The sequence below is a fragment of the Pseudalkalibacillus salsuginis genome (genome assembly GCF_021646685.1).
GTDB classification, from domain to species: domain Bacteria; phylum Bacillota; class Bacilli; order Bacillales; family Fictibacillaceae; genus Pseudalkalibacillus; species Pseudalkalibacillus salsuginis.
Genome location: NZ_JAKJHW010000004.1, coordinates 63,953 through 76,337 on the forward strand (window position 1 = coordinate 63,953; position 12,385 = coordinate 76,337).

Annotated in this window: 14 protein-coding genes; all 14 read left to right on the top strand. The window is 41.0% G+C overall.

Going from position 1 to position 12,385, the window contains the following annotated elements; translation table 11 throughout:
• Nucleotides 1-531: 531 nt before the first annotated feature.
• The 14 genes from ftsA to L1611_RS12230 all read left to right on the top strand — a co-directional run bounded on the left by ftsA (nucleotide 532) and on the right by L1611_RS12230 (nucleotide 12,327).
• Complete coding sequence (ftsA, locus tag L1611_RS12165) at nucleotides 532-1,815, top strand: cell division protein FtsA (protein WP_236313508.1); 1,284 nt, start codon at nucleotides 532-534, stop codon at nucleotides 1,813-1,815.
• Nucleotides 1,816-1,856: 41 nt separating this feature from the next.
• Nucleotides 1,857-3,023 (top strand): cell division protein FtsZ, encoded by a 1,167-nt coding sequence (gene ftsZ, locus L1611_RS12170; RefSeq protein ID WP_236313510.1) that lies wholly within the window; start codon nucleotides 1,857-1,859, stop codon nucleotides 3,021-3,023.
• Between the two features lie 331 nt (nucleotides 3,024-3,354).
• Nucleotides 3,355-3,885, top strand: a complete 531-nt coding sequence (gene ectA, locus L1611_RS12175) for a diaminobutyrate acetyltransferase (protein WP_236313512.1) — start codon at nucleotides 3,355-3,357, stop codon at nucleotides 3,883-3,885.
• 36 nt (nucleotides 3,886-3,921) lie between these two features.
• Nucleotides 3,922-5,205, top strand: coding sequence for a diaminobutyrate--2-oxoglutarate transaminase (gene ectB, locus L1611_RS12180; protein WP_236313513.1), 1,284 nt, complete (start codon nucleotides 3,922-3,924; stop codon nucleotides 5,203-5,205).
• Nucleotides 5,206-5,235: 30 nt separating this feature from the next.
• Nucleotides 5,236-5,622: an ectoine synthase gene (locus L1611_RS12185; RefSeq protein ID WP_236313514.1), complete on the top strand. Its 387-nt coding sequence runs from the start codon at nucleotides 5,236-5,238 to the stop codon at nucleotides 5,620-5,622.
• Nucleotides 5,623-5,933: 311 nt separating this feature from the next.
• Nucleotides 5,934-6,857 carry a sigma-E processing peptidase SpoIIGA gene (spoIIGA, locus tag L1611_RS12190; protein ID WP_236313520.1) on the top strand — a complete coding sequence of 308 codons (924 nt, stop codon included), beginning with the start codon at nucleotides 5,934-5,936 and terminating at the stop codon, nucleotides 6,855-6,857.
• A 34-nt stretch (nucleotides 6,858-6,891) separates the two neighbouring features.
• On the top strand, nucleotides 6,892-7,611 hold the full coding sequence (sigE, locus tag L1611_RS12195) for an RNA polymerase sporulation sigma factor SigE (RefSeq protein WP_236313522.1): 720 nt from the start codon (nucleotides 6,892-6,894) through the stop codon (nucleotides 7,609-7,611).
• Nucleotides 7,612-7,966: 355 nt separating this feature from the next.
• Nucleotides 7,967-8,749, top strand: a complete 783-nt coding sequence (gene sigG / locus L1611_RS12200; protein WP_225065492.1) for an RNA polymerase sporulation sigma factor SigG — start codon at nucleotides 7,967-7,969, stop codon at nucleotides 8,747-8,749.
• A gap of 167 nt (nucleotides 8,750-8,916) precedes the next feature.
• On the top strand, nucleotides 8,917-9,204 hold the full coding sequence (locus tag L1611_RS12205; RefSeq protein WP_236313524.1) for a YlmC/YmxH family sporulation protein: 288 nt from the start codon (nucleotides 8,917-8,919) through the stop codon (nucleotides 9,202-9,204).
• Nucleotides 9,205-9,309: 105 nt separating this feature from the next.
• Nucleotides 9,310-10,122 (top strand): peptidoglycan editing factor PgeF, encoded by an 813-nt coding sequence (gene pgeF / locus L1611_RS12210; RefSeq protein WP_236313530.1) that lies wholly within the window; start codon nucleotides 9,310-9,312, stop codon nucleotides 10,120-10,122.
• Nucleotides 10,123-10,140: 18 nt separating this feature from the next.
• The gene (locus tag L1611_RS12215) at nucleotides 10,141-10,818 is read left to right on the top strand and encodes a YggS family pyridoxal phosphate-dependent enzyme (protein ID WP_236313531.1); all 678 of its coding nucleotides are present in this window, start codon (nucleotides 10,141-10,143) and stop codon (nucleotides 10,816-10,818) included.
• Nucleotides 10,819-10,830: 12 nt separating this feature from the next.
• The gene (locus L1611_RS12220) at nucleotides 10,831-11,259 is read left to right on the top strand and encodes a cell division protein SepF (RefSeq protein ID WP_236313533.1); all 429 of its coding nucleotides are present in this window, start codon (nucleotides 10,831-10,833) and stop codon (nucleotides 11,257-11,259) included.
• A gap of 25 nt (nucleotides 11,260-11,284) precedes the next feature.
• Nucleotides 11,285-11,539 (top strand): YggT family protein, encoded by a 255-nt coding sequence (locus tag L1611_RS12225; RefSeq protein WP_221564122.1) that lies wholly within the window; start codon nucleotides 11,285-11,287, stop codon nucleotides 11,537-11,539.
• Nucleotides 11,540-11,547: 8 nt separating this feature from the next.
• Nucleotides 11,548-12,327, top strand: coding sequence for a YlmH family RNA-binding protein (locus tag L1611_RS12230; RefSeq protein WP_236313535.1), 780 nt, complete (start codon nucleotides 11,548-11,550; stop codon nucleotides 12,325-12,327).
• Nucleotides 12,328-12,385 lie beyond the last annotated feature (58 nt).

Here is a 12,385-nt window from a genome sequence, read left to right on the forward strand (position 1 = left end):
TATACCCTATAGTAGAGTTCCTTTCCAGTTGGCTTTGTTAAATAGTAATATTGATAATTACAGGAAATTTTCTAAAACGAAATACGGACACTCCTGCGGGAAAAGCCAGGTGAGATCCCACAGCGACCTACAATTTAAGGATCCTGTTCAAGTGAATGGGCTTGTGGAATGAAGCTAAGCAGATGGAGAGAAGTAATGTCTTGCTCAGCCACCAGTTACTTGGATCATTTCAGACTTCCTGCGGCGGTCGACACATTGAGTTGCATCCTATGTGTGAGTCCACGCAGAACCAAAAGTCTTTGATTGGTTCGAGCCTCCTCGTCATTCTTCCAGAGACCTGCGCAACTATACGGGTCGCTTCCGATTTTGTTCGCCCGTGGAAAGGGAGTGGCTTTCCTATATGTTAACAATGAACTTTAACAGAGCCTTTCACTTAAAGTGAAATCTTCATTTTTGTACGAATGAAATGAGATAGCCTGAAAAAAGTAAACGATCAAGCAAGAGTCGATATTTTAAAGGAGGTGCCAGAGAATGAACAGCAGCGAAGTTATGATTAGCTTAGACATCGGTACATCCAATATTAAAGTAATCATTGGAGAAATGTCTGATGAGTCCTTTAATGTCATTGGTGTAGGGAATGCGAAATCAGAAGGAATCAAAAAAGGTTCTATAGTTGATATTGATGAAACTGTTCGTTCGATAAAAAAAGCTGTAGAACAAGCCGAAAGAATGGTAGGAGCGCAGATCAATTCGGTTATCGTCGGGATTACCGGCAACCATGTACAGCTTCAACCATGCCACGGCGTTGTTGCAGTATCAAGTGAAGACCGTGAAATACGTGATGAAGATATTACAAGAGTCATAGATGCAGCACAAGTAATGTCCATACCTCCTGAACGGGAAATCATTGATGTCATTCCAAGGGAATTTGTGGTAGATGGACTTGGTGAAATCAATGATCCAAGAGGGATGATAGGCGTTAGGCTGGAAATGGAAGGCATTTTAATAACAGGATCGAAAACAATACTACATAATGTTCTACGCTGTGTTGAACGTGCTGGTCTGGATATTGCAGATATCTGTCTTCAACCATTAGCAGCTGGAACAGTAGCTTTGAACAAGGATGAACGGAACCTTGGAGTCGCTCTCGTTGACATGGGGGCAGGTTCAACCACCCTGACAGTCTTTGATCAGGGTTCGATTCAGTTCACGAAGGTTCTGCCCATCGGGGGAGACTTCGTTACTAAAGATATATCCATTGGTCTTCGGACAACGACAGAAGATGCAGAACGTGTTAAGGTAAAACATGGGCATGCTTTTATTGATCATGCTTCTGATGAAGAATCATTCGAAGTAGCGCGCATCGGCTCATCCAATGAACAGCAATTCTCCCAATATGAACTTGCTCATATCATTGAACCGCGAATGGAAGAGATCTTCGGCCTTGTCATGGAGGAGCTCCATCGCAATGGATATAATGAATTGCCAGGAGGCTTTGTATTGACGGGTGGAGTGGTAGCGATGCCGGGTGTATTGGAACTGGCAAGAGAGGTGCTCGAACAGAACGTGCGTATTTCGATGCCTGACTATATTGGTGTTCGAGAAGCCCAATATACGACAGGAGTCGGGCTGATCCAGTTCACTTTCAAAAATGTGAAAATCCAGGGAAAAGAAGTTGCTGCTTCAATTTCAGATGAACAGATCGTGGAAGAACAACCTGCGAAAAAGCGTAGGAATACCGAACAACGGGTAGAGAAAGATAAGCCTGGTGTTAAAAATAAGATGAAGGAATGGTTTGGAACCTTCTTTGAATAATTCGTCGAGAACAGTAAAACAGTAGATTAGGAGGATCGCAAATGCTAGAGTTTGATATGAATATGGATGGACTGGCAAAAATTAAAGTAATCGGTGTAGGCGGTGGTGGAAGTAACGCTGTCAACCGGATGATCGAAAATAACGTTCAGGGTGTTGAATTCATCGCAGTAAACACGGATGCGCAAGCTTTGAATCTTTCAAAAGCAGAAAAGAAAATGCAGATTGGTGCAAAGTTGACGAGAGGCTTAGGTGCAGGTGCAAATCCAGATATAGGTAAGAAAGCGGCTGAAGAAAGCAAGGAACAGATTGAGGAGGTCCTACAGGGTGCCGACATGGTGTTCGTCACTGCCGGTATGGGTGGAGGAACTGGAACTGGTGCTGCACCAGTTATTGCTGAAATCGCAAAAGAAATCGGAGCATTGACTGTAGGTGTAGTAACCCGTCCGTTCACTTTTGAAGGACGGAAGCGTTCAACTCATGCAGTAGGCGGGATAGAAACGCTCAAAGAAAAGGTAGATACATTGATTGTCATCCCTAACGACCGTTTGTTGGAAATTGTAGATAAAAATACACCGATGCTGGAAGCATTCAGAGAAGCCGATAATGTGCTTCGACAAGGTGTACAGGGTATTTCCGACCTGATTGCAGTTCCAGGGTTGATCAATCTTGACTTCGCGGATGTGAAGACAATTATGACATCAAAGGGTTCTGCATTAATGGGGATTGGTGTTGCAGCTGGTGAAAACCGTGCGACAGATGCAGCGAAGAAAGCGATTTCGAGCCCATTATTAGAAACTTCCATTGATGGAGCTAAAGGTGTCCTCATGAACATAACTGGTGGATCGAATCTAAGCCTTTACGAAGTGAACGAAGCTGCGGATATCGTATCATCCGCTTCAGACGAAGATGTAAATATGATCTTTGGTTCTGTCATCAATGAAGATCTGAAGGATGAAATCCTTGTAACAGTAATTGCGACCGGCTTTGATGATGCACAGCCACAAGCTAAATCACAGCCACAAAGACCGAAACAGACGATGAACAATCAGCAACCAAGTCAGCCTTCTCCGCAAAAGAACAATCGGGAAGAGGCTCAACCTTCAAGACAACAGGAAGGACAACGTACTTCAAGCTCAAATCCTCAGACGGATTTCAATGATACATTGGATATTCCAGCGTTCCTAAGAAACCGGAACCGTCGCCGATAAATCCGATAATTAAAGCTGTCTCCGTATATGGAGGCAGCTTTTTAATTATGCTCTCTCATACATAGTTGTTGATTCAGTAATGAAACTTAACAAAGAAGCCTTTATTTTTAAGCAAATCTTTACATACCCGTAAGCTTTTTTCAAATCAATGTGCAATCTCTACCAATTAACAGGATAACTTTATATACCATACCTCAACTAAACTCAGCGGCAGTCAGTGGAACTGACCGTTGTTTATGGCTATTAAAATGGTTTGATGATTATACCAGGTACTTATAATATATTCACATGACCGAATTTCAATATGTCAGAAAGGAGAATCGTACATTCAATGATAACTGAAACAGTCGAATCGATAGAAGAAGTTACCCTAACAAAACCGACTTTAGAAGATGGAAAATCAATGTGGAAACTTGTAAAAGAGACTAGCTTGGATCAAAACTCAACTTATAAATACATCATGATGAGTGAGTTCTTTTCCGAAACATGTGTAATTGCGAAAATCAGAGGTAAAACCGTTGGATTTGTAACAGCATTTATCCCCCCCGAAGATCCTCAGGTGGTATTCGTCTGGCAGGTAGGTGTCGACCCTAATGAAAGAGGTAAAGGGATCGCCTCTAAAATGCTTGGAGAACTGATTGAACGAGATAACTGCCAGAATGTCCGATACTTAGAAGCTACAGTAACTCCCTCGAATGAAGCTTCTCAATCACTATTCAAGGGCTTTGCGCGCTATTATGATACCAACTGTGAAGTATCAGAGCGCTTCCCGGATCAATTATTCCCAAGTGATGATCACGAATCTGAACTTAATTTCAGGGTCGGTCCTTTAAACCATGACCGCAAATCTGGTAATAAGTAAATTTCTTGACCAAATCTTATCAAGGAGGAATTCAATATGCACAAAAATGCTGAAGAATTAAAACTTTTTGAGGAATTGGAATCTGAAGTTCGCAGCTATTGCAGAAGCTTCCCGGTAGTGTTTGAAAAAGCTAAAGGTTATAAACTATGGGATGAGAACGGAAAAGAATATATCGACTTCTTTTCAGGAGCAGGCGCTTTGAATTACGGCCATAATGATGACAAAATGAAAGCTGCTTTGATCGATTACATTACAGAAGACGGAATCACCCATTCCCTGGACAAAGCTACTGTGGCAAAGAGGAAGTTCATACAGAAATTTAATGAGACTATACTGGAACCGCGTGGATATGAGTACAAAATGATGTTTCCTGGCCCAACTGGTACAAATACCGTAGAAAGTGCGCTGAAGTTAGCGAGAAAAGTGACAGGCCGTACAGATATCATCAGTTTCACCAACGGATTCCACGGGATGACGATCGGTTCCTTGTCTGTTACAGGAAATGCTGTTAAAAGAAGAGGAGCAGGGATCCCCTTGCAAAATACGGTGACAATGCCATATGACAGTTTTGTCAACAATGGTACGGATAGCTTAGAGTATTTAGAGTGCTTCCTAGAGAATGATGGCAGCGGCGTGGATGCACCTGCTGCAATGATCTTCGAAACTGTTCAAGGTGAGGGTGGAATCAATGCTGCGAGTTATGAATGGATGAGAAGGATTGAGGAGATTTGCAAGAAATATGACATCCTTTTGATTATTGATGACGTCCAGGCTGGAGTCGGTCGTACAGGGACTTTCTTCAGTTTTGAAGAAGCTGGAATCAAGCCGGATATCGTCTGTATGTCCAAATCATTAAGTGGTTATGGATTGCCGCTCGCCATCACCTTGATCCGTCCTGAGCTCGATATTTGGACACCTGGTGAACATAATGGAACATTCCGTGGATTCAACCATGCGTTCGTAACAGCAGTAGCTGCTCTAGAGTACTGGGAGGATGAAAAGTTCGAGAAAAGAATCCAAGAAAAATCAAGAGTTGTTCAGGAATACCTTATCAATCTTACGGATAAGTACCCTGAAATTGAAGGGGAAGTATGCGGCAGAGGACTCATGATCGGGATAGAAACAAAAAAAGAAGGTCTATCTGCAGAAATAGCTGCTGAAGCCTTTAAACGAGGATTGATCATGGAGACTTCAGGACCTGAAGATGAAGTATTCAAACTCTTCCCACCGATCAATATTGATATGGAAGGTTTGGAAAAAGGGTTTGAAATCATTGAAGAAAGTGTAAAACATCTGGTGAAAGAACCAGTAACCAATTAATAGAAGTGAAATCTACAAGGAGGAAGAAACATGAAAATCGTTAAACTAAAAGATGTAGTCGATTCTGGACATTCGATTGATGGAGGAAACTGGGTAAGCAGAAGATTGATTTTAAAGGATGATAACATGGGCTATTCCGTCCATGATACAGTCATCAAAGCAGGTACTGAAACACACATATGGTACCAGAACCATTTAGAGTCTGTCTATTGCATCGAAGGTGAAGGTGAGGTCATAACATTGAAAGATAATAAGATATGGCCGATTGAAAAAGATACTTTATATGCTCTAGATGAAAATGATGAGCACCTCCTTCGTGCAAAGACGGATATGCGAATGGTATGTGTATTCAATCCCCCGATCACTGGGAAGGAAGTCCATGATGAAAATGGGGTCTATCCTGTATTGGAAGGCTGATCGATCAAAAAAGGGAATTGTCCCAGACACGACTGGGGCAGTTCCTTTTTTAAAAAGATAAGATAGAAAGTATGAAAATTTTGTTTTGACGGATCTAGTTCTAACGCCCAACCACTTGAGAGCTTTTACGTCTGCATGATATTTAAACCATTTGATTGTCTTCCATATGGATAACCCCTCTTAAAATCCAGCCGACAAAAACTCTGTAAATCTCTCAAAATTAATTGCTTGCCCCCCACATAAACCGACAGACAATTTTACTTTCCTTGAGCTATACTTAGTGCACAGTTCTACCAGGAAAGGAGCGGCCAATGACAATATATCTGGATGTCATTTGGTTTCTGAATTTCTGTATCGATTTTCTATTACTCTGGCTGACCGCAATTATTCTTAAGAGGAATATCACTAAGAAAAGGTTGACTTTAGGTGCATTTCTAGGCTCTTTATATGTTTTGTTTTTATTTTTGGATGCAGCAATCCTCTATCACCCTTTTTTCAAATTCATCTATTCTGTTTTCATCATCATCACAACATTCGGTTATAAGCGTTTTGGTTATTTTGTACAAGGCTTACTCATGTTCTATTTTTCAACATTCATCACAGGAGGTGGAATTTTAGGTCTTCATTATTTTTTAAAGAGTGATGCAGAAATAATGAACGGTGTGATCAAGACAAAATCATCCGGAATGGGAGATCCGATCAGTTGGTTATTCGTCATTTTAATGATTCCTGTCATGCTTTATTTTACAAAGCGGAGAGTGGACCAAATCGAAGTTCGGAAGCTTCGCTATGACCAAATTATGAAATATGAATTGGAAATAGACTCACTCAAGCTGAAAGGTATTGGCCTCGTAGATAGTGGCAACCAGTTGCATGATCCAATTTCGAAAAACCCAGTCATGATTTTGGATATGACTGTATTTGAAGACCAATTGCCAAAGGCTGTAGTTCGGCATGCGGAAAGCCTTGAATCATTCGGTGATTTGGTGGATGAGCCTAATCCATGGCAAGACCGTATGCGCATCATTCCGTATAGGGCAGTGGGGAGCAGCAATCAATTTCTTACCGGGATCAAGGCTGACTCCCTGAATATTTGGGAGGGTGGCATAAAGTACGAGACGTCAAATGTCATTGTGGGGTTATCCTTTACAAACATCTCGGGTGAAGGAGAATATAATGCTATTCTTCATCCTAAGATGTTAGCGAATTCGAAAGTGACTTCTACAGCATCATAGAAAATCCATTAAAAAAACCAGGGGAGGATAATGAATGGGGAAGCTGAAACTGCGATTTACGTTATTCTGGTACAAACTCTTGATCAAACTGGGTGTGAAGACAGAAGAAATCTATTACATAGGCGGAAATGAAGCCCTTCCATCACCCCTATCGAAAGATGAAGAAGCTTTATTGTTGAAAAAGCTGCCTAAAGGAGACAAGGCGGCAAGGGCAGTCTTGATCGAGAGGAATTTGCGTCTTGTCGTGTATATTGCGAGAAAGTTCGAAAACACCGGCATCAATATTGAAGATCTGATCAGTATCGGTACGATCGGGTTAATAAAAGCTGTCAACACGTTCAACCCTGAAAAGAAAATCAAACTAGCTACTTACGCTTCAAGATGTATTGAAAATGAAATCTTGATGTATTTACGGCGCAATAACAAAACACGTTCAGAAGTATCATTTGATGAACCATTGAATGTAGACTGGGATGGTAATGAATTATTATTATCCGATGTGTTGGGAACTGAGGAAGATATCATCACGCGGGATATTGAAGCGAATGTGGATCGGAAATTATTGGTCAAAGCCCTTTATACATTATCTCCGAGGGAAAAACAGATCATGGAACTCAGATTCGGCCTTGCGGGTGGTGAAGAGAAAACACAAAAGGATGTTGCGGATTTATTGGGTATTTCGCAATCCTATATCTCTAGACTTGAAAAGCGGATCATCAAAAGACTTCAAAAAGAATTCAATAAAATGATATAGAGGAACATAAGAAGACATGCCGTATACACACATGACGGCTGTCTTTTTTTGTGTACCCTTGGATTTCTGGTAGGTATAATCGTGTGCCGAGTTGGGAATGGAACGTGGAAGTTAGGAATTGGCCCACTGAAGTTGGGAATAAAGGAGCCGAAGTTAGGAATTGGACCATAACAGTTTTCGTCAGGATTTTTCGAACAACCCATGAACTCCAGATGTGTTTCCATGACTGGATTCTTTCGAAATTCATCCAATTAATATCGCATAATCAGGTTCAATAATTTAGGAGCTTGTGCATAAATTTTCCTTCTCAGGAGATACTTTATTTTGACAGTAACTCCCAATTGGAGGGGAAGATATGACACGAAATAAAGTAGAAATTTGTGGTGTAGATACATCTAAGCTTCCAGTGTTGAAAAACCCTGAAATGAGAGTGTTATTCAAAGAAATGCAGAATGGGGATTTATCAGCAAGAGAAAAACTTGTGAATGGGAATCTGAGATTAGTCCTGAGTGTGATCCAACGATTTAACAACCGGGGTGAATATGTCGACGATTTATTCCAGGTCGGTTGCATCGGATTGATGAAATCGATCGATAATTTCGATCTAGGTCAAAATGTCAAGTTTTCAACCTATGCGGTCCCGATGATCATTGGTGAGATACGGAGGTATTTGCGTGATAACAATCCGATTAGGGTCTCGAGATCGTTGCGGGATATTGCTTATAAAGCCTTGCAGGTTCGTGATAAGATCGTCAGCAAAGAATCACGAGAACCGAACCCGACGGAAATTGCACGTGAACTAGGTGTTACAAAAGAAGAAGTTGTTTTTGCCCTTGATGCTATTCAAGATCCTGTTTCATTATTTGAGCCAATTTACAATGATGGCGGTGAACCTATCTATGTGATGGATCAGATAAGTGATGATAAACAGAAGGATTATCAGTGGATCGAGGAAATTGCATTGAGAGAAGCGATGACGCGATTGAATCAGAGGGAAAAATTGATTTTGACGATGAGGTTTTTCCAAGGAAAAACCCAAATGGAAGTAGCTGATGAAATCGGTATTTCCCAGGCGCAAGTATCCCGTTTGGAAAAAGCCGCGATCACTCAAATGAATAAAAGTATTCAAAGCAGTTGAAGTTGAGAGAAGTCGACATAAATGTGAGTCGGCTTCTTTTTTTGTTCATTGTTATATCGCCTTGTCATATATTTTATAAAGAAACATTGTTTGTACTTATTTTTTCAGAAGGTTTAACAGCTTTTCTTAGTTAAAAACATCTTTTAAAAAAGTCAGGGGCGATTACAGTGATAAAAATTTCCGAATTTCAAGTCAAGGATGTTGTCAATGTATCCAACGGACGAAAATTAGGCCATATTGCGGATCTTGAGATCAATCTTAATTCTGGGAAGATAGAAGCGATCGTCATCCCCGGGGCAGGCAGGATGATGGGATTCATGAGGAAAGAAAATGATATCATAATCCCATGGAGGGACATTGTCAAAATCGGTAAAGACGTCATTCTCGTCAGGTTTGAGGAACATTCTGGAAATGAGTTGGCTCCACAAGGGTTCCATAATTCTTCAAAGAATTAAAATGAGCAACGTATTCTCCAACAATTCAACAACTTATGATAAAATAAGAAGAGCTAAGCTTGTTATCGACAGAGATTCACAATGATGATTGTTGGAGGGTTGAAAGTGGCTGATCCTTTTACACTTGAACACCGCACCTACTACGGAATCGAAAAAACACTTGATAAGGTGACCGCAGGTTTTTCTACAAGGCATGGCGGGGTGAGCCAAGAGCCATTTCGTTCCCTGAATTTAGGTTTGCATGTCAATGATGATGTGGAAAATATCATTGAAAACAGGAGACGCTTGGCTGAAGCGATCGGTACTCAGCTTAACCAGTGGGTTTTTGCTCACCAAGTCCATGACAATCAGATTCAGAAGGTTGGACAAAATGACAAGGGCAAGGGTTCAAACTCCTATAATTCGGGAATGATTGGGAAAGATGGATTGTATACGAAGGAGAATGACATTGTTCTTGCCCTTGCCTATGCAGACTGTGTACCGATTTATTTCTTTTCAAATGAGGTCCAAATAGCAGGCATCGCTCATGCTGGATGGAAAGGTACTGTGAAAGGAATTGCTCCCCGGATGATCGAAACCTGGGTAAACGAGGAAAATGTGCCTGTTGAATCAGTCCATGTGGTTGTCGGTCCATCAATCCACCATTGTTGTTATGAGGTCGATCAACGTGTCATCTCACAGGTTGATGATGCTCTGGAAAGAGTTGATGATAGACCTTATACTTCAAAGGGAGATTACAAATATCAGTTGAACCTTCAGCAATTGAATAAGCAGCTTCTAATGAAAATAGGTGTTTTAGAAGAGAATATCCGTATTACATCCCTTTGTACAAGCTGCAATGTAAATGAATTTTTTTCTCATCGCAAAGAAAAGGGATCAACTGGAAGGATGTTAGGTTTCATTAAGTTGGATCACTAGGAGGTGTACATTCAAAGATTGAGTATATCAAAAAACTTGCGACAGATTAAAAATGATATAGCTGAGGCTTGTCAAAACGCAAATAGAGATCACGAAAAGGTGTCAATCATCGCAGTGACAAAATACGTCAGTGTCGAAACTGCACAAGAAGCGGTTTCAGCAGGGATTGTCCATCTTGGCGAGAATCGAGATGATGGGTTTTTACATAAATATGAACAGGTCAATGGGGATGTCCAATGGCATTTTATTGGTACACTTCAATCCCGAAAAGTGAAATCGATCATTGACAAGGTCGATTATATCCATTCATTGGACCGGATGTCACTCGCGAAGGAAATCAACAAGAGGATAAACCGCAAGATCAAATGTTTTGTCCAAGTCAATGTTTCAGGGGAAGACTCGAAGCACGGCTTAAATGCGGAAGAAACAATAGAATTTATCAAAAAAGTCTCGCAATATGAGAATATTGAAATTGTAGGATTAATGACGATGGCTCCATTCATATCTGATGAAGAAAGGCTTAGAGCGATCTTTCGCACGATGCGTTTACTGAAAGAGGAAGTACAAGCCTTAGGCCTTTCACACGCACCTTGTACAGAGCTATCCATGGGAATGTCGAATGACTATAAGATTGCCGTAGAGGAAGGCGCTACTTTTATCCGTATCGGCACATCACTAGTTGGTAAAGAAATATGAGGAGGGCTCTCCATGGGAATTAAATCAAGGTTGAAGAATTTTTTTGCATTTGATGATGATTTATATGAAGAAGAAGTTTATGAGGTAGAACAGCCTGAAAGTGAAGATGTCGAGCCGATGTCTCGTTCACGTCGGGATCAGAAGAGTCAAAATATCGTAAGCTTACAAAGTGTCCAACAGCAAGTGAAAGTCGTCCTGATCGAACCGAGGACATACTCTGAAGCACAAGAGATTGCAGACCAATTGAAGAACAGAAGAGCAGTCGTAATGAATCTGCAGAGAATCCCGCTTGACCAGGCAAAACGAATTGTCGATTTTCTCAGCGGTACTGTGTACGCAATCGGTGGAGATATTCAAAAACTTGGTCCGAACACTTTCATGTGCACACCTGATAATGTAGACGTTTCAGGTACGATCTCTGAAATGACAGGTGAAGAATAGAAGCTTAAAAGGGTGGTTATAGAGAATGCTAGAAGATATTCTAATATTTGCAATAGGAGCTTATCGATGGTTGATCATCATTTATATTTTCATGTCTTGGGTACCGAATGCGAGAGAGTCGTCCTTTGGTCAATTTTTAGGGTCAATTTGTGAACCGTTCCTCTCTCAATTCAGAAAAATCATACCACCTCTTGGCATGATCGATCTGTCCCCGATCGCGGCATTGTTTGCACTGTTCTTTGCCGAGATAGGTGTACGTGCCTTATTCGATTATTTGTAGGTGTTGATATGTCGATATATGATCATTTCAGACCAGAAGAACAGCCATTTGTCGATCAAGTGTTGGAATGGCGGAAACTCGTACTGGATCAATACAGGGTCAAAGTTACGGATTTCCTGGATCCCAGGGAGCAGCAGATTGTAAAATCTCTTCTTGGTACGAATGATGAAGTCCGGTTTGAAATCTGGAAGGGGTACAAGGGCATTGAACGTTCAAGAGCCTTGCTGTACCCCATTTATTATGTACCTCAAGAGGAAGACTTTGAAATCGTATGTTTTGAAGCAGACTATCCCTCCAAATTTGTCACCATCCATCATTCAGATGTGCTTGGCTCTTTAATGAGCCTGGGCTTGAAGCGGAAGAAATTCGGTGATATTTTAATGGATGACTCCAAATTTCAACTTATTCTCGCAAGTGAGATAGCCGATTATGTCCGTTTGAATTTCAATTCGGTAGGGAAAACATCTGTAAGCATGAATGTGATGTCACCTGAAAATGTGGTCGGCAGAGATGAAGAATGGGCGACGGCAACGAGTACAGTCAGTTCCCTGAGATTGGATGTCGTGTTGTCTGAGATATTCCGCCTATCACGGACAAAGGTGGTACCTTACATAACGAACAAAAAAGTAAAGCTGAATTGGAAGATTGTCGATCAGCCCTCAAGGAGTTTAGAAGAGGGAGACCATCTTTCTGTACGAGGTATGGGAAGAGCGAAACTCATTTCTGTTGATGGCAAGAGTAAAAAAGGGAAATGGAAACTTACGTATGGTGCAAAAAATTCCAAATAAGAGAAGGATTTGGTAATGAATATGTCGAAATTGAAAGAAAGTAAAGACATCGATACGG